The sequence below is a fragment of the Streptomyces pactum genome (genome assembly GCF_016031615.1).
Classification (GTDB): Bacteria; Actinomycetota; Actinomycetes; order Streptomycetales; family Streptomycetaceae; genus Streptomyces; species Streptomyces pactus.
Genome location: NZ_JACYXC010000001.1, coordinates 5,975,017 through 6,001,594, shown reverse-complemented (window position 1 = coordinate 6,001,594; position 26,578 = coordinate 5,975,017). Strand labels below are relative to the sequence as shown.

At 77.1% G+C, this 26,578-nt stretch carries 13 protein-coding genes and 4 pseudogenes; 6 read left to right on the top strand and 11 right to left on the bottom strand.

Annotated features, from left to right (window positions below; genetic code table 11):
* Positions 1-1,295 precede the first annotated feature (1,295 nt).
* From IHE55_RS33445 to IHE55_RS23580, 4 genes and pseudogenes are all read right to left on the bottom strand, one after another.
* Positions 1,296-1,943, bottom strand: a pseudogene (locus IHE55_RS33445) (glycoside hydrolase family 6 protein); the annotation flags it as partial.
* 1,068 nt (positions 1,944-3,011) lie between these two features.
* Positions 3,012-3,533, bottom strand: a pseudogene (locus IHE55_RS33535) (glycoside hydrolase family 6 protein); the annotation flags it as partial.
* Positions 3,534-3,609: 76 nt separating this feature from the next.
* Positions 3,610-4,779, bottom strand: coding sequence for an XdhC family protein (locus IHE55_RS23585; protein WP_197990854.1), 1,170 nt, complete (start codon positions 4,777-4,779; stop codon positions 3,610-3,612).
* A 31-nt stretch (positions 4,780-4,810) separates the two neighbouring features.
* Complete coding sequence (locus IHE55_RS23580; RefSeq protein ID WP_197990853.1) at positions 4,811-6,277, bottom strand: NCS2 family permease; 1,467 nt, start codon at positions 6,275-6,277, stop codon at positions 4,811-4,813.
* Positions 6,278-7,185: 908 nt separating this feature from the next.
* On the opposite strand from IHE55_RS23580, the gene IHE55_RS23575 reads away from it, so the two are divergent.
* Positions 7,186-8,901, top strand: a complete 1,716-nt coding sequence (locus IHE55_RS23575) for a PucR family transcriptional regulator ligand-binding domain-containing protein (protein WP_197990852.1) — start codon at positions 7,186-7,188, stop codon at positions 8,899-8,901.
* Positions 8,902-9,260: 359 nt separating this feature from the next.
* Entirely contained in the window at positions 9,261-10,148 is an 888-nt protein-coding gene (locus IHE55_RS23570) for a hypothetical protein (RefSeq protein WP_197990851.1), read from the top strand.
* A 205-nt stretch (positions 10,149-10,353) separates the two neighbouring features.
* On the opposite strand, the gene IHE55_RS23565 is transcribed toward IHE55_RS23570, so the two are convergent.
* Entirely contained in the window at positions 10,354-11,016 is a 663-nt protein-coding gene (locus IHE55_RS23565) for a GntR family transcriptional regulator (RefSeq protein ID WP_307826797.1), read from the bottom strand.
* 870 nt (positions 11,017-11,886) lie between these two features.
* Between IHE55_RS23565 and IHE55_RS23560 the strand changes: the two genes are divergently transcribed.
* Positions 11,887-12,999: a DUF2637 domain-containing protein gene (locus IHE55_RS23560; protein WP_197990849.1), complete on the top strand. Its 1,113-nt coding sequence runs from the start codon at positions 11,887-11,889 to the stop codon at positions 12,997-12,999.
* A gap of 61 nt (positions 13,000-13,060) precedes the next feature.
* Here the strand turns inward: IHE55_RS23560 and IHE55_RS23555 are convergent, their stop codons facing one another.
* The 3 genes from IHE55_RS23555 to IHE55_RS31680 form a co-directional block, all read right to left on the bottom strand.
* A complete protein-coding gene (locus IHE55_RS23555) occupies positions 13,061-13,558 on the bottom strand; it encodes an ATP-binding protein (protein ID WP_197990848.1) in 498 nt (165 codons plus the stop codon).
* Positions 13,559-13,748: 190 nt separating this feature from the next.
* On the bottom strand, positions 13,749-15,491 hold the full coding sequence (locus IHE55_RS23550) for a pyruvate dehydrogenase (protein WP_197990847.1): 1,743 nt from the start codon (positions 15,489-15,491) through the stop codon (positions 13,749-13,751).
* 161 nt (positions 15,492-15,652) lie between these two features.
* Complete coding sequence (locus tag IHE55_RS31680; protein WP_372442721.1) at positions 15,653-16,819, bottom strand: protein phosphatase 2C domain-containing protein; 1,167 nt, start codon at positions 16,817-16,819, stop codon at positions 15,653-15,655.
* A gap of 1,647 nt (positions 16,820-18,466) precedes the next feature.
* Here IHE55_RS31680 and IHE55_RS23535 point away from each other — a divergent pair.
* Both IHE55_RS23535 and IHE55_RS23530 read left to right on the top strand, forming a co-directional pair.
* Positions 18,467-19,435 (top strand): annotated as a pseudogene (locus tag IHE55_RS23535) (helix-turn-helix domain-containing protein); the annotation flags it as partial.
* Positions 19,436-20,082: 647 nt separating this feature from the next.
* Entirely contained in the window at positions 20,083-20,565 is a 483-nt protein-coding gene (locus IHE55_RS23530; protein ID WP_197990846.1) for a DUF456 domain-containing protein, read from the top strand.
* Positions 20,566-21,156: 591 nt separating this feature from the next.
* Here IHE55_RS23530 and IHE55_RS23525 read toward each other — a convergent pair.
* From IHE55_RS23525 to rsgA, 3 genes are all read right to left on the bottom strand, one after another.
* Positions 21,157-22,680, bottom strand: coding sequence for a dihydrolipoyl dehydrogenase family protein (locus IHE55_RS23525; RefSeq protein ID WP_197990845.1), 1,524 nt, complete (start codon positions 22,678-22,680; stop codon positions 21,157-21,159).
* 464 nt (positions 22,681-23,144) lie between these two features.
* Entirely contained in the window at positions 23,145-23,744 is a 600-nt protein-coding gene (locus IHE55_RS23520) for an AAA family ATPase (protein WP_197990844.1), read from the bottom strand.
* A 191-nt stretch (positions 23,745-23,935) separates the two neighbouring features.
* Positions 23,936-25,063, bottom strand: coding sequence for a ribosome small subunit-dependent GTPase A (rsgA, locus tag IHE55_RS23515; protein WP_197990843.1), 1,128 nt, complete (start codon positions 25,061-25,063; stop codon positions 23,936-23,938).
* A 629-nt stretch (positions 25,064-25,692) separates the two neighbouring features.
* Here rsgA and IHE55_RS23510 point away from each other — a divergent pair.
* Positions 25,693-26,552: pseudogene (locus IHE55_RS23510) on the top strand (TrmH family RNA methyltransferase).
* The last annotated feature ends 26 nt before the right edge of the window (positions 26,553-26,578 follow it).

Sequence of the window (26,578 nt, the reverse complement as noted above, 5' to 3'; positions counted from 1 at the left end):
GCCGGGTTCCGACCGGGCCCCGGACCGGGGGTCGGGGGTCGGGGACGGCGGCACCGGGTCGGGGGGTGGGTGGGCGGCGACGTCGCGGTCCGCGTCCGGGCGTCGTCGGACTGCCAGGTCATCGAAGAACCTCCGGTTGGGACAGCCTGGGATGGTTCGGTCGGCCCCGGCCGGGTCACGGCCGCCCGTCACCGGCACCGTCGGTCACCGGCCACGCCGGTCGGTGAGCGTCCGGCGCCACGGCTGTTCCCACGGCCGGGGAGTGTCCGGGTACCCGCCCGCCCCCTGCTCACACGTTCTCCGGCATCCCGGGCGGTCCTCGGTACGGATCACCGGCACCGCCCCCGGCGCGGGCGCGGGTGCCCGGGCCCCTGTCCGGGCCGATCCGTACGTCCGGAGCGCGCCGGAGCCGGCCCGCCGGCCGGCCCGTCGCGGCGCGCGGACCGCCACCAGCGCCACCGGGCGTGGCCCGGCCCGTCCCGTCGGGGTCGTCGGGGTTCCCGTCCCGTCGGGGGTGCCTGTCCCGTAGGGGTCGCGTGTCCCGTAGGGGTCACCCACCCCGTAGGGGTCACCCACCCCGTAGGGGGTCACCCACCCCGTAGGGAGTCACCCACCCCGTAGGGGCCGCCCACCCGTAGGGGCGCCAGGCCCGTAGGGGCACCAGCCTCCGTGGTCACCCCGGGCGCCGGGCGCCGCCCGGATCGCCGGTACCACCCGGCCCCCGCGCCTCCGCCGGCCGGTCGGCACCACCGGGGCCGTCGGAGCCGCCCGGCCCACCGGTACCACCCGGCCTCTCCACCCCACCCGGGCCCGGCACACCATCCCGTCCCTGGGCACCGCCCGAGCCCTGCGCCACGCCCGGGCCGTCGGCACCACCCGGCCCCCCCCCCGGCGCCACCCGAACCCTGGGCGCCGCCCGGGACTCTGGATCTTGCCCGAACCCTGGGCGTCGCCCGGACGCTCGGCGTCGCCCCGGCCCTCCGCGCCCTCCGGATCCGGACCCACGCTCTCCACCGGAGCCTTCGCGCCACCCACCCCTACGGCTCCACCCGGTCCTTCAGCGTCACTCGCCCCTTCGGCTCCGCCCGGTCCTCGGCATCCCCCGCCCCCTCGGCTCCGCCCGAGCCCCGGTCTCCGTCCGGCGCCGGGGCTCCGCCCGGAGAGGCGGCTCCGCCCGGGCGGTCGGCATCGCGCCGCGCGTCGAGGTAGAGGGCCGCGTCCACCGGCGTCAGTTCGACCGGCGGGAACAGCCCGCGGGCACCGATCATCCCGACCCACTCCGGGATGATCCCCGGCCGGGCCAGCCGCACCAGCTCCAGTGCCTGGGTGGCGAACCACTCCCCCGCCGGGGGTGCCACCATGCCGCGTTCGGGGTCCTTCGGCCCCGGACCGCCGCGCAGGCAGCCGCCGTCCGACTCGCCGGGGGTCTTCACCCACAGCGCCGCGTCGTGCAGCGGGTCATCGGTCCGCAGGGTGGGCCGGGCGCCCAGACCGCGGCCCGGCGGATTGCACCAGTCCTGCGGGTCCGGATGGCGGCCGGCCGGCGGCCGCCAGGGACCCTGGCCGTTCCGGCTGGTGTCGGTGACGAAGTGCTTCATCCGGGCCGGGTCCAGCACCTCGGCGCGCGCGCCCAGCCAGGCCCGCGCCTCCTGCCGCGACCAGTCCCGGTCCGCGCAGGACGCCGGGTCGTGGCCGTGGCCGGCGAGCGCCAGGCAGGACGAGACCAGCCTGCCGTACCAGGCGTTCTCGTCGTCGCTCCGGTAGCCGGAGACGTTGAGGAAGAACCCGGTGGCGCGGTCCGCCCCGGCCGCCAGCAGGCGCGGCACGATGCTGCGCACGGTGTGCCATCCCGGGTGCCCCGCGTCCAGGTAGACGCGGGTGCGGGGCAGCGGCTCCAGGGTGTCCACGGCGTAACGGATCGCCGCGTAGCGGGCCGCGGTCCGCTCGTCGGCCGGTTCGGCCGCGAACCGCGAGGGGTCCCCGGCACGGTCTCCGCTGCCACCGGCAGCCCTGGACGATTCCACATGCTCCCCGGGCCCGGACGGTTCCGCGGGACCCCCGGGCCCGGACGGCCGCGCGGAACCGGCGGCCCCGTTCCCAGACGCCACCGGCGACTCCGGCACCGCCGCGGACTCCGGTGCCGCCGCCGCGCCCGGCGTGCCCGCGCCGATCCCTGACGGTGCCGCCGCGCCCGGCAAGCCGGCGCCGTTCCCGGCCGGTGCCGTGGACGGTCCCGGCATCGCGGCACCCGGCTCGTCCCCGCCCGAGGGCCCCTGCGGCCGTCCGGCACCGGGTCCCTGCGGCCCGGAGGGGACCCCGGTCGTGGACGGCGCCGTGACACCGCCGGAGCCGTTCCCGGGCGGCACCGCGGGAACCGTCGGCTGCCCGGCACCGTCCGTGTCCGCCCCCACCCGCGCTGTTCCCCGGCCGCGCCGGGGTCTCCCCGGCCCCCCGGCTCCCGACGCGCCAGCCCTCGGCCGGGGGCGCGGTCTCCCCGCACCGCCCGGCCGGCCGGCCCCCTGCTCCCCGGTGTCGCCCGCCCCGCCCGGCCGGGGGACGCCGGCATCCGCTGAGCCCGGGGCCGTACCCCCTGACGCGGTGGGGGCCGGGTCCGTACCCCCCGGCCCCGGGGCGGCCGAACCCGTACCCCCCGGGCCGGGGGTCGGCCCGGCCGGGGCGCGGCCCGGGGTGCGCGGACCCGACCCGCGCGGACCCGACCCGGCGCCCCGGTGGCTCTCCGGCGACGCGGGGGCCCGGCCGGCCCGTTCGCGGCGCGCCAGGGGGTTCCAGTCCCGGAACCGGTCGTCGAGGCCGTCGAGGTGGTCCTGCGGCGACCGATCCCCGGGCCACCCGTCGCCGTCGCCGTCCTCGTCGCCGTCCCCGCCGTCTCCCTCCTCCCCCTCGTCCGCGTACTCGCCGTCCTCGGCGCTCTCCTCCGGGTCGTCCTCGCCGCCGGTGTCCCCGTCCGGCTCCTCCTCGGCGCCCTCGCCGTCCGGGCAGTCCTGCGGCAGCAGGGTGAGGGAGTCCGGCTCCAGGATCACCAGCGCGTCGCGGTCGCCGATGCCGCGGGCCACGGCGTCGATCCAGGCCCGGTAGGCGTCGGCGTCCGGGGCGCCGCCGGCCGAGTAGTTGGCGCAGTCCCGGCCGGGCACGTTGTAGAGGGTGAGGACCGGCAGACGGTGCTGCCGGGCGGCGGCCCGGGTGGTGTCGCGGACCTCGCGCTCCACCTCGGCGGGCGCCTGGTCGCCGTACCAGACGGCGTGCGGGGTGCGGATCATGGTGAGCAGCCCGGCGGCGTCCCGGTGGGCGCGGGCCTTCACCAGCCGGGCCAGCTGGTGGTACGCCGCGCTGTCGGCCGGCGGCGTGTAGAGCCGGGACGGCGGGGTGGTGGCGGCGCGGGCGGCCGGCTCCCCGTGCCCGGTGGCCGGCGTCGGGACGGCGGCGGTCGCGGTGACCGCGGCCGCGGTGACCGCGCCGATCCCGGCGAGGGCCAGCGCGCCGATTCCGGTGAGTTTCTGACGTCGTGTAGGCACCCCACCATTGCCGCGCGGGCGGGTGGCGACGGCAACCGCGGCCTGCTCCGGTTGGCCGACGTCCACTGACGGTTCGTCAGACCACCGATCCGAACCGGCCGCGGCGGGAAGGAGATTGGCCGTCGCGGTGGATCGGCGTATGAGCACCCGTCAGGGGGACGCCGCTGCCGCCGCGCCGGTCCGCGACGATCTCGGCGGCGATGGACAGGGCCGTCTCCTCCGGGGTGCGGGCCCCCAGGTCCAGTCCGATCGGGGAGCGCAGGCGGGCCAGCTCGCTCTCGGTGACCCCGGCCTCCCGGAGCCGCTCCAGCCGGTCCAGGTGGGTGCGGCGGGAGCCCATCGCCCCGACGTAGGCGACCGGCAGCCGCAGCGCCCGGCACAGCAGCGGTACGTCGAACTTGGCGTCGTGGGTGAGCACGCACAGCACGGTCCGGCCGTCCACCCCGGTGGTCTCCAGGTAGCGGTGCGGCCACGCGGTCACCACCTCGTCGGCCTCCGGGAAGCGCTCCCGGGTGGCGAACACCGGACGTGCGTCGCAGACGGTGACCCGGTAGCCGAGGAACGTGCCGACGCGCGCCAGGGCGGCGGCGAAGTCGACCGCGCCGAAGACGATCATCCGGGCCGGCGGGAGGGCTACCTCCACCAGCAGCTCCAGCGGCCGGCCGCACCGGCCGCCGTCGGCCCCGAGGGTCACGGCGCCGGTCCGGCCGGTGTCCAGCATGGCGCGTGCGGTGCGGGCGGCGGTACGGTCCAGCGCCTCGCCGTCCCGGACCGGGGCCCCGCCGAGGGTGCCGGTGCGGCCGCCGCCCGGCCGGACCAGCAGGGCCCGGCCGAGGAGGGCGGCGGGGCCGGCGGTGACGCGCACCACCGCCACCGCCTCACCGCGCGCCGCGGCGGCCACCGCCGCGGCGGCCACCGGCCGGGCCGGGTCGGCCGCGCGGACCGGGGAGACCAGGACGTCGAGGACGCCGCCGCAGGTCAGGCCGGTGGCGAAGGCGTCCTCGTCGGAGCAGCCGAAGCGTTCCCGGACCGTCCCGCCGGTCCGCAGCGCCTCCAGGCACAGATCGTGGACGGCGCCCTCCACGCACCCGCCGGACACGCTGCCGACGACGGCCCCCTCGGTGTCCACCGCGAGGGCGGCACCGGGTTGCCGGGGCGCGCTGCCGCTGACGGCCACCACGGTGGCGACGGCGAAGTCACGCCCTTCCCGGCACCAGCGGTGCAGGTCGGCAGCGATGTCCAGCATGGGGATCAGCTCCTGTCCCGGCCGGTCCGGCTCACTTGGCGCCGAGCCAGTGCTCGATGGGGTTGAGTGCGAAGTACACAAGGAACACACCCGTCAATACCCACATGAAAGCGCCCGGCTCGCGGAACTTCCCCTGGGCGGCCTTGATCGCGGTGTAGGCGATCACCCCCGCGCCGACGCCGGCGGTGATGTTGTAGGTGAACGGCATGAGCGCCATGGTCAGGAAGACCGGGACGGACACCGCCTTGTCGCTCCAGTCCACGTGGGCGGCGGCGCTCATCATCATGGAGCCGATGACGACCAGCGCCGCGGCGGCCACCTGCTTGGGCACCAGCTGGGTGAGCGGGGTGAAGAACAGGCAGGCCGCGAAGAACAGACCGGTGACGGCGGAGGACAGTCCGGTCCGGGCGCCCTCGCCGGCACCGGAGGCCGACTCGATGAAGACGGTCTGGCCGGACGCGCCGCTGACCCCGCCGATCGCACCGCCGGCGCCGTCCACGAACAGCGCCCGGGACAGGCCCGGCATCCGGCCCTGCTCGTCCGCCAGCTTGGCCTCGGTGCCCACGCCGATGATCGTGGCCATGGCGTCGAAGAACCCGGCCAGCACCAGGGTGAAGACGATCATGCTGACGCTGATGGTGCCGATCTGCTCCCAGCCGCCGAACTCCACGTCGCCGAAGAGCGCGAAGTCGGGGGCGGAGACGGCACTGCCGTGCAGTTCGGGGGTGGCGCCGCCCCAGTCCTCGTCGGTCAGGCCGCCGACCGCGGTCGCCACGATGGACAGCACGGTGCCCGCCACGATGCCGATGAGGATGGCGCCGGGGACCCGGCGGGCCTGGAGCATGAAGATCAGCAGCAGGGTGACGGCGAAGAAGAGGACCGGCCAGCCGGCGAGCTGTCCGCCGGGGCCGGTGCCGAGCTGGACCGGGCCGCCCTGCCCGACGCCGACGAAGCCCGCCTTGACCAGGCCGAGCAGCGCCACGAACATGCCGATGCCCATGGTGATGGCGTGTTTGAGCGGCAGCGGGATGGCGTTCATGATCATCTCGCGGAGCCCGGTGACCACCAGCAGCATGATCACCACGCCGTAGATGACGCACATGCCCATCGCCTGCGGCCAGGTCATGTTGGGGACGACCTGGCTGACCAGGGCCGCCGAGACGTTGAGACCGGCCGCCAGGGCGAGCGGCACCTTGCCGATGAAACCCATCAGCAGGGTGGACACCGCCGCGGCGAACGCGGTGGCGGTCACCAGCGGGGCGTGCGCGAGGACATTGCCGTCGACGTCCTCGGCGGTGCCCAGGATCACCGGGTTGAGCAGGAGGATGTAACACATCGCCATGAAGGTGGTGATGCCGCCGCGCACCTCCTGCGCGACCGTGGATCCTCGGTCGGTTATGTGGAAGTACCGGTCGAGCCAGGACCGTCCGGCCGAGGGACGGGAGCCCGTGCCCGCGTCCTCCGGGGACGTGCTGGGCTCGATGGTTGACTGGGTCATGCGGTGCCACTCCCAAGGTTCACAGGGGCACCCGCGCGTGTGCGCGGGATTTGGGATGGTGCTCTGGCATCACGACCCGGGGGACGGCCCGGAGCTGTGGTGCGGTGCCCGCCGGACGGCGGGACGTCTCATGGGGGGAGGCCGGACCGCCGGGGGCAGGGCCGGGCCGGCTCCGTCACAACGCGGGGAGCCGGGTGGAGCGCTCCCGGGGCGGGAGAGCCGGTGGGGGCGCTCCGGTGCCGGGAGAGTCGTGGGGTCCGGCCCGGGCGTGCTGCCCGGACCGGACCCGCGGGGAGGCCGGGAGCGGCGGCGGGGCAGGCGGCCGGCGCGGACTGCCGCCGCTCCCGGCGGGCGGGCGCGGGACCGGTGTGCCGTCCCCGCGCCCGCGGTCAGGTGCCGGCCGGGTGGCCCGGCCGTACCGGTACGCGCATCGGCGGCTTCCGGGCCCGGCGGACCGCCGCCGGGGTGGCGGCGGGCTCCGGCGGGTGGCCGGGGAGCCGCCGGACGCGGCCGGTCCCGGCCCTGACGCCGGTCCCGCCCGTGAGGGGCGCGGCGGCAGGGTGTCCGGCCTGCGCGGCGAGCGCCTCCGGCCGGCCGGTGGGGCGCGGGAAGTCCATGGGTCTTCTCTTCTCGGGGGAGGTCGGTGGCGGTGCGGAGGGTGCGGTGCGGTGTCCGTGCCGGTCCCGGGTGGCGCCACCCCGCCGGTTCCCGCTCCGGTCGCCCGGCCGGCGCCGCGCCCGCGGCCTGGCAGTCAGTACACCGGGGGCCGCCCGGCCCGGTGCAGTGACGGAAACCATGAAGCGGTTGGCAGGCCAGGTGCCGGGTCTTGTAGATTCGAACGAAAGACGGGGTCGGGGACCCCGCGCTACCGGACCCGCACCACCACGACAGATCGGCTGGCGACGAACATGCGGCTGCGCGCCCTGCTGGAGACCGAGGCCCTGGGCCTGCGACTGCTCGGCGGTGAGGAGGAGCTGGACCGCTCGGTCCGGGGCGTGATGACGACCGACCTGCGGGACCCCAGCCGCTATCTGACCGGCGGCGAGCTGGTGCTCACCGGGCTCGCCTGGCGGCGCGAGCCGGCGGACTCGGAACGTTTCGTACGCATCCTCGCCGCGGCCGGGGTCGCCGGGCTGGCGGCGGGTGAGGCGGAACTGGGCGCGGTGCCGCAGGACCTGGTGGCGGCCTGCGCCCGGCACCGGCTGCCGCTGTTCTCGGTGGTGGAGGACGTGTCGTTCGCGTCGATCACCGAGCATGTGGTGCGGCAGGTGTCCGGGGAGCGCGCCGGTGACCTGGCCGCGGTGGTGGACCGGCACCGGCGGCTGATGACCTCGGGGCCGGCGGGCGGCGGTCCGGACGTCATCCTGGACCTGCTCGGCTCCGACCTGGACCTCAACGCCTGGGTCCTCTCGCCCACCGGGCGGCAGATCGCCGGGGCGAACCCGGGCGGCGACCCCCGGCTGCCGGCCGCGGTCCGCGCCCGGCTGGCCGGGGAGTACCTGGCGGCGGTACGGGCCGGGCGGCGCGCCCCGCACCGGGTGTCCGTGCCCGGCACCGGCACCTTCTCCCTCTTCCCGGTGCGCGGCGGCCGGCCCGCCGCGCAGGACGTCAGGGAGACCGTGCTGTCGGAGTGGCTGCTGGCGGTGGAGGCCGACGCCGGGGACTGGGCGGCGGAGCGGCTGGACCTGCTGCACGGCGTCACCCAGCTGATAGCGGTGGAACGGGACCGGCGGGACGCGGCGCGTACGGTGCGCCGGCGGCTCGCCCAGGAGGTGCTGGAGCTGGTCACCGCGGGCGCCCAGCCGGCCGAGATCGCCGCCCGGCTCCGGGTCGCCGCGCCGGTGCTGCTGCCCGGCCTGGGCGCCGCGCCGCAGTGGCAGGTGGTGGTGGCCCGGGTCGAGTGGGGAGTGCCCGGCGAGGCCGCGGCGGCCGGTGCCGGGGAGGCGGAGCGCGACGGCGCGGGGGCCCCGGCCGGGCCGCTCGCCCAGGGGGTGCTGGAGGAGCTGCTGGCCGATCCGGCCGGCGCCGGGATGGACCCGACCGACCGGGTCGCGGTGGCCCACACCGGCGACGAGGCGGTCGCCCTGGTCGCCCTCCCCGCGGCGGGCGACGACGAGCAGGACGACACCGCCCTCCACGCCGACCGGCTGCTGGACGCGGTCCGCGAGCCGCTCACCCGGGGGCTGGACGGGGACGGCCGGCTGACGCTCGGGGTGAGCGCCACGGTGCACTCCGCGGAGGGGCTGCGCGGCGCGCTGGAGGAGGCCCGGCACGCCCGCCGGGTGGCGGCGGCCCGGCCCGGCCGGGTGTGCGCGGCGGGCCATCAGGAACTGGCCTCGCACGTCCTGCTGCTCCCCTTCGTCCCGGACGACGTGCGCCGCGCGTTCACCGCCCGGCTGCTGGACCCGCTGCGCGACTACGACCGCCGGCACCGGGCGGAGCTGATCCCCACCCTGGAGGCGTTCCTGGCCTGCGACGGCTCCTGGACCCGGTGCGCGGCACGACTGCACCTCCACGTCAACACGCTCCGGTACCGGGTGGGCCGCATCGAGCAGCTGACCGGGCGCGACCTGGCCCGGCTGGAGGACAAGCTCGACTTCTTCCTCGCCCTGCGGATGAGCTGACGCCCGCGGGCGGCGGGCCGTACCGGTCGGCCCGCCGGCGCGGTCGGGCCTCGCTGCCGTGAACCCGGTCCGGGCGCCTCACGCCCGTGAACGGCGGGTCCGTGCCTCGGGCCCCACACCGTGAACGGCGGTCCGGCGGCCCTTCCCCGACGGCGGGCACACCGGGCCCCCGCTCATGCCCCACCACACGGAGAAGATCGCGGGGCCCCGAGCGAGCCGCCACGCCGTGAAACATGGCGGAAAACTTTGTGAATTCGTTCACACCGACCCCTTGGCCCTCCGTACGGGTTCGTGCTGAACTGCGAGCACCACTTCCGGCTCGACGGCGCGCTTGGGGAGGCAATGTGGCGGACACCGCCATGTCACACTCTGGATCGTCGGACTCATCGGAATCGCGGCCGGGCCGGGGAGACGATCCCCTCGACACCGCCGTGTGGCGGCTCCGCTCCCGTGGCTGCTGGTACGACGCAGCCGCGCTCCTCGCCCCCCGCGCCGCGGCGGATCCCGCCATGGCACTGCGGCGCACCGCGCTGCTGACCGAGCAGTGCGTGTTCACCGCCGGCGGCTGGGCGGCGGCGGAGGAGGCGCTGCGCACCGCGGAGGCGCTGGCCCTGACGGACGAGGAGCGGGGGACCGCCGCCTGCGAGCGCGGCCACCTCGCCTACGCCGCCACCCTGTTCCAGGTCCGGGACCGGGCCGACGAGGCTCGGGCGGCGCTGGGCCGGGCCGCCGCGCTGCTGCCACCCCGGTCGCCGGCCCGCCCGCTGCTGGACTTCCGGCGCGGGCTCTGCGCCCAGCACCTGGCGCACAACCCGGTCGGCGCGCTGGCCGCGTTCCGCCGGGCCCACGCGGGCGCGGCCGCGCACGGCGACGAACTGCTGCGGTCGTTCACCTGGCGCCACCTGGCCGCACTGGCCGAGCAGAGCGGCGATGTCCACGAGGCCCGACGGGGCTTCACCGAGTCCCTGCGCATCCGGGAGGAGCTGGGGTTCCTGGTCGGCATCGCCCCGGCGCTCGCCGCCCTCGCCCAGGTCACCGACGAACCGGAGGCCGGGCGGCTGCGGGCGGAGGCGGCCCGGCTGGTGCGGCTGCTGGGCGTCCCCGCCTGGCTGGCCGAGCGGCTGCGCCGCGCCGACGCCCCCGGCACCACCGGTACCGGGCCCGGCGTGGCCGGCGCCTCCGGCACCGGACGCACCGCGGCCGGCACCACCGGCCCCTCCCCCGCCGGGGCGGCCGACGCCGGCTGACCGCCGGCACCGGCCGGCCCTCCCGTCACCCACCGGCCGGCCCTGCCTCCGCCCACCGGCCGGAACCCGGGCCCACCCCGGGAACACCACGTTCCCGCGGCCCGGACCTCACCCACCCGCCAGGACCGCCGCGCCGGCCGGCCCGGCCCTCCGCCCGGGCGGGACGCGGACCGCCGCCCGGGGCAGCGGAACCGGGCCGGAGTGCTCAGTGCGCGCCGGCGAAGTGCTCGCGTACCAGGGACTCCACCACCGCCAGGTCGCGGGCGGCGAGGGCGTCGAGCAGCGCCACGTGCTCGGCGGCGTCCGCGACCAGATCGGCGGTGCGGACCGTCTCCCCCGGGGCGAGCGGCCACTGGGCGCGCCGGTGCAGATCGTCCGCGATGATCACCAGCTGTTCGTTTCCGGCCAGGCCGAGCAGCGCCTGGTGGAAGGCGCGGTCCGACTCCAGGTAGGCGGCCCGGTCGCCGCGGGCCGCGATCAGGGCGGTGGCCTCCGCGAAGGGCCGCAGCGCCGCCCACCGTCCGGGGTCGACGGACTCGGCGAGGGCGAGCACCACCGGCACCTCCAGCAGGGCCCGGACCTCGGCCAGTTCGGCCAGTTCCCGGGCGCTGCGGCGGGCGACCCGGAAGCCGCGGTTGGGGACGACCTCGACGGCGCCCTCCCCGGCGAGCTGCTGCATCGCCTCGCGGACCGGGGTGGCGGACACCCCGAACCGCTCGGCGAGGGCGGGTGCCGAGTAGACCTCCCCGGGGGCCAGTTCCCCCTGGATCAGGGCGCTGCGCAGGGCCTCCAGGATCTGGCGGCGCACGGAGTGCCGCTGCAACGGTACGCGCGACCGCGCCGCCGTCCCGGCGATGGGCTGCTCCACTCGGTCCTCCTGTACGTCGCCTTGAACGATATGCGGGCGTCGCGCGAGGTCAAACCCCGATCCTCCGGCCGGGGCGGGTCCGACCCCGCTCATGAGCGGTCTGGCGGTCCCTCCATGGCCGTGCCCGCGCGCCCGCCCTCCGACACCCGGCCACACCAGCCACCCGGCCACCCGGCCACCCGGCCACCCGGCAATGCGACCGCCCCGGCCGGCCCCGGCCCGGTGGCCCCGCCGCGCCGGCTCCTCCCCGGCCGTGCCCGGCGTACGCCCGGCACCCGGCGGCCCACCGGGGCCCACGGTCCCCGGCCGTGCCCGGCGTACGCCCGGCACCCGGCGGCCCACCGGGGCCCACGGTCACCGGGCGTGGGCCCGAGGGCCCGGCGGAGGCCGGGTGGCCGGCGCCGGTCCGGCCGCCGGCGGCGCGCCCACGGCCACCCGGGACCGGCCGGCGTACCACCCGGAGCCGGCTGACGCGCCGTCGGCAACCGGGACGTACCCGGAACCGGCCGACGTACCGTCACGGACCGGCCGGCGTACGCCCGCGACCGGCTGACGCTCCGTCCGTTGCCCGTGCCGCGCCGGGAGAAGACGTGCGTAACCTGCGTACGGAGGGCTGTGGTGGGGCAGATCCGACGGCGCATTGCGGTCCGATCACCCCGATTCCACCGGAACGGATTCCATGAATAGAATGCAATCCGCTTTCACCAGGCGAGCGTTCGAACCGTTGCGCACCTATCCGCGTGTCCCCACCGTCCGTTGGCGTCCTCTTGCCGGGAATCCCCGTGAGGCAAGGCCCGACTCCGCCAAGATGTCGCGCGAGTAGGCCGTACCACGGCCAGAACACCACACGGAAACGAGGCTAGGGGCCGGATGAGACTGACCGACATATCGCTGGACTGGGCGCTGCCCGTCACCGTGGCGCTCGTCGGAGTCGGAGTGGCCGGGACGGTGCTCGCTCGCGGTCGCGCGAAGAAGAACAAGGAGGAGGCGGTGGTGACGGACTCCTGGGAGCGCAGTGAGGAGCGGCGGCGCCGCAAGGAGACGATCTACGGGGTCGCCTCGTACATCCTGTTGTTCTGCTGTGCGGCGGTCGCCGCCGCGCTGTCCTTCCACGGATTGGTGGGCTTCGGCCGGCAGAACCTGAACCTCTCCGGCGGCTGGGAGTACCTGGTCCCGTTCGGCCTGGACGGCGCCGCCATGTTCTGTTCGGTGCTGGCCGTGCGGGAGGCGAGCCACGGTGACGCCGCCCTCGGTTCCCGGCTGCTGGTGTGGCTGTTCGCGGGCGCGGCCGCCTGGTTCAACTGGGTGCACGCGCCGCGCGGCATGGGCCACGACGGTGCCCCGCAGTTCTTCGCCGGCATGTCGCTCTCCGCGGCCATCCTCTTCGACCGGGCCCTGAAGCAGACCCGCCGGGCGGCGCTGCGCGAGCAGGGCCTGGTGCCCCGTCCGCTGCCGCAGATCCGGATGGTCCGCTGGCTGCGCGCGCCGCGGGAGACCTTCGCCGCCTGGTCGCTGATGCTGCTGGAGGGCGTGCGCACGCTGGACGAGGCGGTCGAGGAGGTCCGCGAGGACCGGCGGCAGAAGGAACAGAACCGCAACCGCCGCCGGGAGCAGGAGAAGCTGGAGAAGGCCCGGCTGAAGGCGTACCACCGTCAGCACCGGGCGTGGGGCCGCCGCGGCGGCCGGCAGGTGGACGTCGCGCTGCCCTCCGGGCAGCCGCCGCAGCTCGGCTCGGACCCTGCCATAGAGGAGCCCGGACAGCTTCCCGCGCGCTCCTCCCTGCCGGCCCTGCGGCCGGCGGACGGCTCGGAGAAGGAGAGCACCGCCGGGCGGAGCTCGGACCGTGACTCGGATGTGCTGAGCCCTTTTGACAAGGCCCGGCCGCGGACCGTCGACCTGACCGCCGAGGACGACACCCTCACCATTCCGCGCCTGGACTCCCTGGAGGAGAAGCTGGCGCGGATCGAGCGGCAGATGGGCTGACCGGGGCCGGGTGCCCACCCCCGGGGCCGCCGGACTGTATCCGTGCGGCCCGGACGTCCCGTCAGGCGGCCGTGCCGTAGAGGTCGAACCACACCACTTTGCCGACGCCCTGGGGCCGTACGCCCCAGGCGTCGGCGAGTGCGTTCACCAGCAGCAGACCGCGCCCCGACGTGCCCTCCTCGGCGCCCTCCGGGGTCGGTGGCCGGGGTGTGGGGCGCCGGCCGGTGAAGTCCCGGACCTCCACGTGTAATCGGGCCGGTCCCCGGCCGCCGCCCTCGGCGTCGAGGGTGGCGGTGACCACCGCGCCGCCGCCGCTGTGCACCAGGGCGTTGGTCACCAGTTCGCTGATGAGCAACTCCGCGGCGTCGGCCCGGCCGGGCGCGCCCCAGTGGTCCAGCAGGGTCCGCAGCCGGCGGCGGACGTCCGCCACGCCGCTCAGTTCGGCCCGGTGCAGTCGGATCTCCAGTACCGTCCCCCGCCCCCGCTCCCCCTCGGTGGCCGGTGTGCTCTCCGGCCATCTGGTGTCCGTGCCGCCGCGATGTGCAGGCTGACGCTTCATTCGTTCCCCGCCCCGCCGTTCGTCGACTCTTTCGGATGACGAAGCCCGACGTCCTCGAACGCGCTCCGGAGAATGCATGCCCCGCGGGTCGGCACCCGTACACCTCGGGAGGTGATCTAGCCGTCCCGGGACCCGCGGGCCCGGCCCCGGGCGGGCCGGTCGCGGGCCCCGTCCCGGGGTGGCCGGCGGGTCAGGGCCGGGGGACGTTGCGCAGGTTGGAGCGGGCCATCTGGAGCATCCGGCCGACGCCGCCGTCGAGCACGATCTTGCTGGCGGAGAGCGCGAACCCGGTGATCATCTCGGCCTTGATCTTGGGCGGGATGGAGAGCGCGTTGGGGTCGGTGACCACGTCGACCAGGGCCGGGCCCTTGTGCTTGAAGGCGGCCCGCAGCGCCGGGCGCAGTTGCTTGGGCTTCTCCACCCGCACGCCCATCGCGCCGGCCGCCTCGGCGATGGCGGCGAAGTCCGGGTTGTGGTTGCCGGTGCCGTGGGCGGGCAGCCCGGAGACCATCATCTCCAGTTCCACCATGCCCAGCGAGGAGTTGTCGAACAGCACGATCTTCACCGGCAGGTCGTACTGCACCAGGGTGAGGAAGTCACCCATCAGCATGGTGAAGCCGCCGTCGCCGGCCATCGCCACCACCTGCCGGCGGCGGTCCAGGAACTGCGCGCCGATCGCCTGCGGCAGGGCGTTCGCCATGGAGCCGTGGGTGAAGGAGCCGATCACCCGGCGGCGGCCGTTGGGGGTGAGGTAGCGGGCGGCCCAGACGTTGTTCATGCCGGTGTCCACGGTGAAGACGGCGTCGTCGGCGGCCTCCTCGTCCAGCACCGAGGCGACGAACTCGGGGTGGATGGGGACGTGCTTGTCCACCTTGCGGGTGTACGCCTTGACCACGCCCTCCAGCGCGTCGGCATGCTTCTTCAGCATCCGGTCCAGGAACCTGCGGTCCTTCTTCACCCGCACCCTCGGCGTCAGGCAGCGCAGCGTCTCCCGCACGTCGCCCCACACCGCCAGGTCCAGTTTGGAGCGGCGGCCGAGGTGCTCGGGGCGCACGTCCACCTGCACGGTGCGCACGTCGTCGGGGAGGAACGCGTTGTACGGGAAGTCGGTGCCCAGCAGGATCAGCAGGTCGCACTCGTGGGTCGCCTCGTACGCGGCGCCGTAGCCGAGCAGGCCGCTCATGCCCACGTCGAACGGGTTGTCGTACTGGATGTACTCCTTGCCGCGCAGGGCGTGGCCCACCGGTGCCTTCACCCGTTCGGCGAACGCCATGACCTCGGCGTGCGCCCCGGCGGTGCCGCTGCCGCAGAACAGGGTGACCTTGCGGGCCTCGTCCACCATCCGCGCCAGGGCGTCGATCTCCTCGTCCCCGGGGCGCACGGTCGGGCGGGTGGTGACCAGGGCGTGTTCCTCGGCGCGTTCCGGGGCCGGCCGGGCGGCGATGTCCCCGGGGAGCGCCACCACGCTGACCCCGCCGCGGCCGACGGCGTGCTGGATCGCGGTCTGCAGCAGCCGGGGCATCTGCTGCGGGCTGGAGATGAGCTCGCAGTAGTGGCTGCACTCCTGGAACAGCTGGTCGGGGTGGGTCTCCTGGAAGTAGCCGGTGCCGATCTCGCTGCTGGGGATGTGCGAGGCGAGGGCGAGCACCGGGGCCATCGAGCGGTGCGCGTCGTACAGGCCGTTGATCAGGTGCAGGTTGCCCGGCCCGCAGGAGCCGGCGCAGGCGGCGAGCCGGCCGGTGAGCTGGGCCTCGGCGCCGGCCGCGAACGCCGCCACCTCCTCGTGGCGCACCTGGATCCACTCGAAGTCACGGGTGCGGCGGATGGCGTCCACCACGGGGTTGAGGCTGTCCCCCACCACCCCGTACATCCGGCGCACCCCGGCGCGCCCCAGGATGTCCACGAACTGCTCCGCCACCGTCTGCTTGCCCATCGCGCGCCCGTCCCTTCGGATGCCTCGGTGCCCTCGCCGGACCCGGCCGCCCGGCGGGCACGCCGGACCGGTCCGTCGCGGGGCCCGCGGGCGCGCCCGGGCACGCCCGTGGCTCCGCGGCGCCCCGGGCCCACCAGACCATCAACCCACGGACGGGGCGGTCACGCCTCCCAGACGGCCGCCGCCGTACGGTCGTCGGCGTAGCCCTTCACCCGGATCCGGGTGTCGGCGAGGAAGCCGGTGAGCCCGGGCGGCTCGGCGCCGGCCCACCGTTCGGCCAGCAGCCGGGCGAGCGCGGGCTCGCCGCGCAGCGGGTCGGCGAGCCCGGGGCTGCACAGCAGCAGCGTGTCCCCCGGCCGGGCGACGGAGGCCCGGAACCGGAAGGGGTCGGCCTCCGCCGGACGGGTGTCCGCCGGGCCGGCCCCGAGGTCGCCGCCGGTGGCACCCGTCCCGGTGCGCGGGTCGCCGCCGCCGGTGCGGGGGTCACCGCCGGTACGGGGGTCGTCCGCCCCGGCGCCGGCGTCGCCACGGCCGGGCCGCGGGTCACCGCCGGTGCGCGGGTCACCGCCGGCAGGGGCGTACCCGCCGGTGTGCGCGGGGCCGTCCGGGTGACCGGCCACGGGACCGTGCCCGGTCGTGCCGGGCCCGGGACCGAGTGCCCGGCCGGATTCCCCGTTCACCGGCAGCGGGCACCGCGGCTGCCATGTCCCGCGCGGCCCGTCCGGCGCGCGCACCGGCGGCTCCAGGTCCTCCCAGGCGCCGTCCCGGAGCCGGAACAGACCTCCGGGGCCGGCGCCGAAGAACACCCGGGTGCGGCAGCCGGGGTCGGCGGGCAGCAGCAGGCAGCGCAGCGAGGCGGTGTACAGGTCGGGGTCGAGGCCCAGTTCGGTGGCGCGGGCCCGCAGCCGGCCCAGAGCGCGGGCGGTGAGGCGGTGCAGACCGGACTTGAGGGCGTCCCGGCGTCCCCGCCGGATGTCCTCGGCGAGCCGGGCCTGGCTGCGGCCGACGGCCTCGCCGATCCAGGCACACATCTCGCGGGCCGCCCGGTGCGCCCCGGTCGCGGCCCGGTGTCCGGTGGCCACGGCGATCAGCGCCAGCGCCGCGTCCCCGGTGCCGAAGCGGACGACGAGCGTCGCGTCACGGCGGGGCTCGCCCCGGAACCGGCCCGAATCCCCGCGTAACGAGGCGAGCCGCAGCGTCACCGGCCCCAGCGTGGCGCCGTCCAGCACGGTGTCCGGAACCAGTTCCGTCAGGTCGGCGGGGTCGGCGGACGGCAGCACGGTCGGTTCCGGGTCGTAGGTGGGCGGCCGGTCCCCCACGTACTCCACCGGCATCCGGGCCGCCGCCGCGGACCGCGTGCCGGCCGGGTCCGGCGCCGGGCCGGAGGCGGGTGGTGCGGTGGGGACGGGTGCGGCGCTTCCGTCCGGTGCGGCGGCGGGCGCGGAGTCCGCCGTCCGGTCCCGGTGTGGCGGCGGGGCGCGGAGGCCGCCGTCCCGGTCCGGTGTGGCGCTCGGGTCCGGTACGGCGGCGGGGGTGGGGGCGGCGGTCCGGTCCGGTGTGGCGGCGGAGGCGGCGGTCCGGTCCGGTGTGGCGGTCCGGTCCGGTACGGCGGGAGGCTCGGCCGCACCGGTGGGAGCGGGCCGCTCCGGTGCGGGCGGGTGGGGCGGTGGGGTGGGGCGTTCCGGCCGGGCCCCGGGCCTCGCCCCCGGCCGTCGCTCCGGTCCCGTCGCCGGTACGGGGCCCGGGCAGTTCGCGGGCCTGCGGAGACCCGGCCGCGGGTGCGGCGGGCGCGGACCCCGTGCCGGGCCGCGTCCGTACGGCCGGGGGCCTCAGCACGCCCAGCGTCGGCGGGACGCCCGTCGTGGCCGGGTCGGCGGCCATCGGCGCGGTCCCGGCCGGTGACGGTGTTTCGGACGCGGTCCCCCGCCGGGCGGACGGGGCCCCCTCGGACGGGGCCCCCTCGGACAGGGTCCCCTCGGGCGGGACTTCGGCGGAGCGGGCACCGGCCGGCGGGGCATCGGCGGACCGGGCGGTCACGGCCGCTGCGGAGCCATCGCCACCGGGCGGATCGCCGGCCCCGGGCGAGGCACCGGTCGTGGGCGGGGCGGCGGACCCGGGCGGGGCACTGTCCCCCGGCAGGACATCGGCCACGGGCAGGGCACTGTCCTCCGGCGGGGCGTCGGCCACGGGCGGGGCGGCGGGTTGCCGGCGGTCGCTGTCCGGCCGCGGACCGGTGCCGCACGGTCGGGCCGGCTCCCGGTCCCGGTCGGCCGCCTCCGGCGCGGCGTCCCCCGCGGGGCCCCGGCGTTCCGTCGTGGTGTCCCGGCGTTCCGTCCGGGAGGCGGCGGGCGTCCGGTCCGGCGAGGCGTCGGCGGGCTGACCCCCCGGAGCCTCGCGGAGCGGGTCCGCGGCGCGGGGCGGCGGGACCGGGGCGCGCCGCGACGCACCGGTCGGTGAGGGCCCGCCGTCCGATGACGCTCCGTCGGCGACGCGCGCACCGCAGGACGGTGACTGGCCGTCCGGCGCGGGCGTATCCCCTGACGGCGGCGCCCCGTTCGCCGACGGTACGCCGGGGACGGTTGGTGACGGTGCGCCGGAAGGCTCCGGTCCGTCGCCGCCCGGTGGTGCCGTCCCTGCGGCGGGCTCCGCGGTCTCCCTGGGTGTTGCGGTGTCGGTGGGCGCCGCGCTCCCGGTCGGCGCGGAGGGGTGGGACGGGGAACCGGCCGCCGCGAGGGCGGAGGCGATGTGGTCCTCCAGGGACCCGCCTCCGGGCGCCGGCCCGGCGTCGTCCGAACCCGCTTCGTACAGCTCACGCCACCAGTCGTGCTGCCCGGTGCCGCGCCTCTCCCCCTGCTGGCTCATGCCCACATTGTCCATACCGTGCTCCTTCCCGGTACAGGACTCGGCCGATGCCACCCTGCTGGGTACCCGCACACCGGTGCGAGGATGTGCCGGACAGGCGGGAGGGGTGTTACGTGCTGGGTGCCATAGGTCTGGACGACGCGGAGGAGTCGGCCTACCGCGCGCTGGTCGCGCTGGGTTCCGCCGGAGTGGTGGAGCTGGCCGAGCGGCTGACGCTCGCCCAGGAGGAGGCGGTGCGGACCCTGCGCGGCCTGGAGCGGCGGGGGCTGGCCGCGCGCTCCCCGGCCCGCCCGGGGCAGTGGGTCGCGGCCCCGCCCGGGGTGGCGCTGGGCGCGCTGCTCAACCGGCACCGCCGGGAGCTGGAACGGGCCGAGCGGGCGGCGGCGCTGCTGGACAAGGAGTACCGGACGGAGAGCCCGGCCGCCCACCCGGCGCTGGAGGTGGTCACCGGCGAGGGTCCGGTGGCGGAACGGTTCGCGCAGCTGCGGTGGGGCGCGGCCGAGGAGGTGTGCGCCCTGGTCGCCGGGGCCGTCCCGGCGCCGTGGCCGCCGGTGGGGGACGGTGTGGTGCGGCGGGTGGTGGTGGAGCGCTGCGCGCTGCCGGCCGGACCGGCGGACGGGCCCGGCGCCGGACCCGGGCTGCGGGTGGCCGAGCGGCTGCCGTCGGACCTGGTGATAGCCGACCGTGCGCTGGCGATCGTCCCGCTGACCTCGGGCGGCGCCGAACCGGCCGCCCTGGTGGTGCACGCCGGCGGTCTGCTGGACGCGCTGATGTCGCTGTTCGAGGCGGTGTGGGCGGCGGCGGTGCCGCTGCGGCCGGGCGGGGCGACGGCGGCGTGCCCCGCGGACGTGCCGCCGGACGCGCCGCCGGACCTGCCGGACGCGGGTCATGGGCCGGACGGCACCGATCTGGCGATCCTGTCGTTGCTGCTGGCGGGGCTCACCGACGCCAGCGCCGCCCGCCAGCTGGAGCTGGGCCTGCGTACCGTGCAGCGGCGGGTGAAGCGGCTGATGGACCTGGTCGGTGTGACGACGCGGCTGCAACTGGGCTGGCACGCCTACGAGCGGGGCTGGGTGTCCCGCCCCGAGCGGCCCCGGCCGAGCGGCACACCGGTGCCCGGGGCGTCCGGCGGGCCGCTCGCGGACGCCCCGGGGCCCGGGTACGGACGGGGCACGGTGCGTACCGGGACGCCGGGGCGTACCCGGCGGGCGGACGACCGCCTTCCGGGCGGTGCGCCGCGGTACGACGGCGGCCACCGGCGCGACCGCGGCCCGCAGCCCGGGCGGCCGGCCGGCCCGGACGCGGGCCACGCCCCGGGTCCGGGGGCGGGGGCCGACTGGCTCGGCGCGCGGACCGCTCCCGCCTCGTCGCCGTCGGACGGCACCACGGCCCCGGCCGAGCGCATCAGCACCCGGCCCGCGGACTCCGGCGCCCCCCGGGAGCCCTCGGCGTAGGACCCCGGCGCCCACCCTCGCCCCCCTGCCCGGTCCGTCCGGCACCCCGGCACAGGGCGCACGACGGGCCGGCCCCCGCCACCCGCCCCATGGCAGATCGCACGACCAGGCCCCCGCGACCGACGCACGACGGCCGCCGTCCGGCGGAGACCGGCGGAGATGCGAAGGCGGGGCCCGCGGCCGGCGGACTCTCCCGGCGCACCGGCCGCGGGCGGGACGGGCGGGACGGCACGGCTCCGGGGGCGTCCCCGGGCCCCTTCCGGCAGGCTGGGGCCATGGGCACATGGCAGTTGGTCCTGTGCGGCCTGGTCGTGCTGTTCGGGCTGATGGGTGTCGTGGTGCCGGGACTGCCGGGGCCGCCCGTGGTGTGGGCCGCGGTGCTGTGGTGGTCGATGACCGAGAAGACCGCCCTGGCCTGGGGCGTTCTGGCGGGGGCGACCGCCGTGCTCCTCCTCGGTCAGGCCGTGCAGTGGCTGCTGCCGGTCCGCCGGGGCCGCGCCGCCACGGTCACCCGGAGCACGCTGCTGCTGGCGGGCGCGGCCGGCATCCTGGGCTTCTGCGTCCTGCCCGTGCTGGGCGCACCGCTCGGTTTCGTCGCCGGGATCTACGGTGCGGAACGGCGACGGCTGGGCGGTCACGGGAAGGCGCGGGCGTCCACCCGGCTGGTGATGCGGGCGGTCGGCACCAGCATGCTCGTCGAGCTGTGGGCGTGCCTCCTGGTGGCGGGGGCCTGGCTGGGCGCGGTGCTGGCGGCCTGAGTCCGCCCGGCGCCCGGCCCGCGCGTGCCCCGCCGCGAGGCCCCCGGCGAGGCGGGTACGCACCCTGTGATCCGGCAACGCGGTTCCCGGGCGGCCGGGCCGCGCAATCCCGGCCAGGACCCGGCGTCCGTCCCCGTACCGGGGCGCGTCCGGGCCACCCCGTACCCGCCCGTCGGGGCACCCGTCCCGCCAGCCGTCGGGGCGGCTCCTCCCTCGCGCCGGACGCCGGCTGTATGCCGGGCGCGCCCCTGGGCGCACGGCACACAGCGGTACGTCACCCGGACGCCGCGAGCACCGCCGAGAGCACCGCCGGCGACCGACCCGGGGCCACCCGCCGGCACGTTCCGCGGCCGGGGGCCCGGTACCGGCCTCCCGGCTTCGGCGCCGGATCCGGGCCGGGCGGACCGCGGCCGGGGGCCGATACCGGCGCGCGGGTCCGGCGCCGAGGCCGGGCCGGGCGGGCCGTGGCCGGGGGCCGGTACCTACCCGGCGCGTGGGTCCAGCGCCGGCCGGGGGCCGGGCGCCCCGGCAGGCCCACCCGGCCGGGTCGCCCCCGGCGCTCGGGCGGGGCCGTCCCGGCCGCCGGCCGCGCTACTCCGCCGGTTCCGCCGCGCCGTCCCGGTACTTCTCCAGCAGGCGCAGCCAGACCTCGCTGATGGTGGGGTACGCCGGGACCGCGTGCCACAGCCGGTCCAGCGGGACCTCGCCGGCGACCGCGACCGTCGCGGAGTGCAGCAGTTCCCCGATCCCCGGCCCCACGAAGGTGGCCCCGAGCAGATGGCCGCGGTCCTCGTCCACCACGATCCGCGCCCGCCCCCGGTACCCCTCGGCGTAGAGGCCGGCACCGGCCACCTGGCCCATGTCCTGATCGACCACCCGGACCCGGCGGCCGGACTCCCGGGCCCGGGCCGCGGTCAGTCCCACCGAGGCCGCCTCGGGGTCGGTGAAGACCACCTGCGGGACCGCGGCGTGATCGGCGGTGGCGGAGAGCGCGCCCCACGGGCCGGCGTCCGGCGGCGGGGTGCCGTGGGCCCGCGCCCCGATCGCCGCGCCCGCGATGCGCGCCTGGTACTTGCCCTGGTGGGTCAGCAGGGCCCGGTGGTTGACGTCGCCGACCGCGTAGAGCCAGCCGTCCGGCACCTGGGTGACCCGGCAGCTGTCGTCGACCTCCAGCCACCGGCCGGGCGACAGGCCGATGGTCTCCAGGCCGATGTCCTCGGTGCGCGGGGCGCGGCCGGTGGCGAACAGCACCTCGTCGGCCTCCAGCTCGTCCCCGCCGTCGAGGGTGAGGACGACCGGGCCGGAGCCGTCGCCGTCCCCGGTGCGCCGGACGCCGGTCACCGAGGTTCCGGTCCGCAGGTCCACCCCGGCCTCGGTGAGGCTCCGGGCGACCAGTTCCCCGGCGAACGGCTCCATCCGGTCGAGCAGCCCGGAGCCGCGCACCAGTACGGTGACCGCCGCGCCGAGGGCCCGGTAGACGGTGGCCATCTCCACCGCCACGACTCCGCCGCCGACCACGGCGAGGCGCCGCGGCACGGTCCGGGAACTGGTGGCCTCGCGGCTGGTCCACGGGCGCACCCGGTCCACCCCCGGCAGCGGGGGCAGCGCGGCCCGGCTGCCGGTGCAGACGGCGACGGCGTGCCGGGCGGTGAGCTGCCGCCGCCCGCCGTCGGGCAGGTCCACGGTGACCCGGCGCGGCCCGTCGAGCCGGCCCCGGCCGCGCACCAGGTCGATCCCGGCCGACTTGAGCCAGTCCACCTGGCCGTCGTCGTGCCAGTGCGAGGCGTAGGCGTCGCGGTGGGCGAGGACGGCGGACACCTCCAGCGGGGCGGTCAGCCGCTCCCGTACCCCCGGGACCCGGCGGGCGTCGGCACGCGCGGTGACCGGCCGGAGCAGCGCCTTGCTGGGCATACAGGCCCAGTAGGAGCACTCCCCGCCGACCAGTTCGCTCTCCACGATGACGGTGGCCAGGCCGGCGGCGCTGGTCCGGTCGGCGACGTTCTCACCGACCGGTCCGGCACCGAGGACGATCACGTCGTACTCCTCGGGGCGGTCCGCCGCCGCCTCGTCCGGGCGCGGCTCCCGGTCCCGGCGCTGCTCATCCGATGCGCTCATGGACGCCATCCTCCCGTGGACCGGCGGCCCCGGCCACAGGACGGGGACCGGCGCCGGGACGGATGTCCCCCGGACCCGGGGGGCGTTCCCCGGACGAGGGCCCCGACGCCCGGGGCCGCCCCCGGAGAACCGGTGGCCGGGCCGGTGCCCGAGCTCCCGGGCGAGCCCCTTTGGTCCGGTCTCCCGCGGACCGGCCCGGGCGCCGGCCATGTCCGCCCTCCGGAGCCTTGCCCCGAGGCCCCGACGCCCCGGGCCGCCCCCGGACGTGCCCGGGTGGGCCGGGGGTGCCGGTCGCCGCGCCACGTCCGGGGCGGGGGCCCGCAGCACGTCCCGCACTCAAGGCCCGCGGTCCGGCCCGTACGGAAGGCCCGCGACGCGTTCCGGGCGGGGCCGCCGCGCTGCGGGGCCGCGGGGAGCCCCAGGCGGGTGCCGTGATGGTGCCGCCCCGGGCTGCCCGTTGCCGGTCAGCCGATGCGGATGTGCCGGACGCTCACCCAGGTGCGGCGCAGGAACTGGGTCACGCGCCCGTCCGACGACGGGGTCAGCCGCAGCCCCGCCCCGCGCGCGACCTCCTCGGCGATGTCCGGCACGGTGCGCCCGTCGGTGACCACCCGCACCCCGAACTCGGGGCGCCGCAGCGCCTCCAGACAGCCGTCGATCCGGGCGACGGCCCAGTCCTCCCCGCGCAGCAGCGGCACCGACCGTCCGCGCAGCCGCCGCCGTACCGTCTCCGGGGAGGCGAGCAGGGCGACGTGGTGCACCCGGTGGCCGGCGTCCCGCAGCGCCCCGACGGTCTCCCGGTGGTAGCGGGGGTCCACCACCGTCATCGGCACGATGACCGGGCCCGCCGAGGCGCGCAGTACCCGGTCGATCATCTCGACGGTGCCGCGCCGCCAGGCCGGGAGGTCCTGGAAGTCACCGCGCAGCGGCCCGGGCAGCATGCGGTGCAGCCCGAACCCGAGCTGTTCCGGATCGCAGACGAAGCCGCCGGGCAGCCGTCGGCACAGCTCGTGGGCGACCTGGGTCTTGCCGACCCCGAACGGGCCGTTGATCCATATCAGCATGCCGACACCCTAGTGAGCGGCGCGCCGGCGGCCGGGCCCCGCGCCGCCACCCATCACGGGCCGGGCCCCGCGCCGCACCCACCACCGGCCCCACGCCGCACCCACCGCCCGGCCGGGCCCCGCGCCGCCAGCAACTGCCCGGCCGGATCCCACGACACCGGCCGGGACGGCCGTCCCGGGGAACGGGGGCGCTACGGTCGCCGTACCGTCCGCCCCTTGCGCTCCATCATGTGCCGGCCGAGCGCGTACCGCTGCTTCCACTCGCGCCGCAGCTCGGCGCGGAGCCGGGCGTCGGTCCGGGCGGCGAGGCGCTCGTTCTCGCGCGCGAGTTTGCGGTAGCTGTCCAGCCGGCGCTCCGGCAGCGAGCCGTCCTCGATGGCCGCGAGCACCGCGCAGCCGGGCTCACTGTGGTGGGCGCAGTCGTGGAAGCGGCAGTTCCGGGCCAGCTCCTCGATCTCGGCGAACGCCTGGGCGAGCCCGCTGCCGGCGTCCCACAGCCCGACGCCGCGCAGACCGGGGGTGTCGATGAGCACGCCGCCGGCCGGCAGGCGCAGCAGGTTGCGGGTGGTGGTGGTGTGCCGCCCCTTGCCGTCCACGTCGCGGGCGGCCCGGACGGTCTGCACCTCCTCGCCCAGCAGCGCGTTGGCGAGGGTGGACTTGCCGGCCCCGGACTGGCCCAGCAGGACGGCGGTTCCGCCGGCCAGGGCCGCCGCGAGGACGTCCACGCCCTCCCCGGTCTCCGCGCTGACCGGCAGCACCTGGACCCCGGGCGCCGCCGCCTCGGTGTCGGCGACCAGGTGGGCCAGCGTGACCGGGTCCTCGACCAGGTCCGCCTTGGTGAGCGCCACCAGCGGCTGGGCGCCGCTCTCCCAGGCCAGGGCGAGGAAGCGCTCGATCCGGCCGAGGTCGAGCTCGACCGCCTGGGACACGGCGATCACGGCCTGGTCCACGTTGGCGGCGAGAATCTGGCCCTCGGACCGCTTGGAGGAGGTGGAGCGGAAGAAGGCGGTACGGCGCGGGAGCAGCGCCCGGACGTACCTCGGCTCGCCGCCCTCGGGATCGACGGCGGCCCAGTCCCCCGTGCACACGACCTTCACCGGGTCGCGGGGGACGACGAATTCGGTGTCGGCCCGGACGGTGCCGGCCGGGGTGATGACGTCGCACAGGCCACGGTCGACCCGCACGACCCGGCCGGGCAGGAGGCCCTGCTCGGCGTACGGGGCGAACGCCGACTCCCAGGCCGCGTCCCAGCCGTACGGCGCGAGCGGATGCGCGGGAGCCGAACCCGGAGCCGGATTCGAAGGAGAAGTGACAGACAAGGGGTGACCCTTCACAAGGGTGGCCCCGGCACCGCGTGGGAGACGCGGAAGGAACAGGTGAGGTCAGCCGGTGGCCACGGAGGTGGACGTGAGGAACTTCCGCATGCGGGCAACGCCCGTCGCAACGACAGTCATCGGTCGACACCTCCCGGGTCACGAACAGCGGCGGCACGGAACCACCGCGAGAACGGACACGACCCTAGCCAGTTGGCCGCGGGATGCGCCAGCGATTTCCCGGCGCGGCACCCCGACGCGCCGGATCCCCCCGCCCGCCGTGGACGTCCGGTCCCGCCGGAGCCGCGGCACGGACCGGTTCGCTCGCCTCACCGTCAGCCGGGCTCACCTCGGCCGGGCTCGCCGCCGGCCGGGCTCACCGGCACGCCACCGGCGACCTCGGCCACGGCGAGATGACCGGCACACCACCGGCGGCCGCGGCCACCGCGGGACGCGGAGCGGCGGCACGGAACGAACCGGGGGATCCGCCTCCTTGAGGGTTCCTGACGCGTCGTCGGTCGCGCGACGAACGGAGACCCAACGGCAACGATCCGGCCCGGGTAGCCTTCTCGGCGCCCGGAGTTGTGTGGCACCGGGGCGCAGTCGGCGACAATCCTCTTCGGCCGGGAGAACGGGTGGCGATACAGCGGATCTCGACCCGCAATGCCCGGTTCCAGCAGTTACAGGCGCTGCTCGGCAACCGCGCCAAGCGAGGGCGCGCCAAGGAGTTCCTGGTCCAGGGCGTCCGTCCGATCACCATGACCGTGGAGCACGGCTGGACCGTTCGCTCCCTGATCTACGACGCCGGCCGACCGCTCTCCCGGTGGGCGGAGGACCTGCTGCACCGGGTCGGTGCCGAACGTGTGGCGATGGCGCCGCACCTTCTCGCCGAGCTCGGCGAGAAGGCCGAGGGGACCGCGGAGGTCCTGGCGGTGGTCGAGATGGCACCGGACAGTCTGTCGCGGATCACGGTCCACGACGACTTCCTCGGTCTGGTCTTCGACCGGCCCACGCAGCCCGGAAACATCGGCAGCATCGTGCGGTCGGCCGACGCGTTCGGCGCCGACGGGCTCATCGTGACGGGGCACGCCGCGGACCCCTACGACCCCAGGTCGGTACGTGCCTCCACGGGGTCGTTCTTCGCCGTGCCCGTGGTGCGCAGCCCCTCGCACCGCGAGGTCATGGCCTGGCTGGAGAGACAGCGCGCCCAGGGGTGGCCGGTGGCCGTCGTGGGCACGGACGAGGACGGCGACGCCGACGTCTCGGAATTCGACCTGTCCCGGCCGGTCCTGCTGCTCATCGGCAACGAGACCGCGGGCCTCAGTGCGGCCTGGCGTGACCTGTACGACCACGTGATCAGCCGATGGCGGGCTCGGCCAGCTCCTTGAACGCGTCGAACGCCGCCTCCGTCGTGCTCCACGAGGCGCGCCGCCAGCGCCTGGCAGGGCGGCGTACGGCGCGCGCTTCCGCGGTCACGTCCCTGCCCCGCCGCTGACGCCGGCCCGGCCACCGGCGGGCCCG

Coding starts and splice junctions, on each gene's coding strand:
- IHE55_RS23550 (WP_197990847.1), bottom strand. CDS start 15,491: ATGGGCAAGCAGACGGTGGCGGAGCAGTTCGTGGACATCCTGGGGCGC.
- IHE55_RS23525 (WP_197990845.1), bottom strand. CDS start 22,680: ATGAGCGCATCGGATGAGCAGCGCCGGGACCGGGAGCCGCGCCCGGAC.
- IHE55_RS23560 (WP_197990849.1), top strand. CDS start 11,887: ATGAGACTGACCGACATATCGCTGGACTGGGCGCTGCCCGTCACCGTG.
- IHE55_RS23575 (WP_197990852.1), top strand. CDS start 7,186: ATGCGGCTGCGCGCCCTGCTGGAGACCGAGGCCCTGGGCCTGCGACTG.
- IHE55_RS23585 (WP_197990854.1), bottom strand. CDS start 4,779: ATGCTGGACATCGCTGCCGACCTGCACCGCTGGTGCCGGGAAGGGCGT.
- IHE55_RS23520 (WP_197990844.1), bottom strand. CDS start 23,744: ATGCTGATATGGATCAACGGCCCGTTCGGGGTCGGCAAGACCCAGGTC.
- IHE55_RS23555 (WP_197990848.1), bottom strand. CDS start 13,558: ATGAAGCGTCAGCCTGCACATCGCGGCGGCACGGACACCAGATGGCCG.
- IHE55_RS23580 (WP_197990853.1), bottom strand. CDS start 6,277: ATGACCCAGTCAACCATCGAGCCCAGCACGTCCCCGGAGGACGCGGGC.
- IHE55_RS23530 (WP_197990846.1), top strand. CDS start 20,083: ATGGGCACATGGCAGTTGGTCCTGTGCGGCCTGGTCGTGCTGTTCGGG.
- IHE55_RS23570 (WP_197990851.1), top strand. CDS start 9,261: ATGTCACACTCTGGATCGTCGGACTCATCGGAATCGCGGCCGGGCCGG.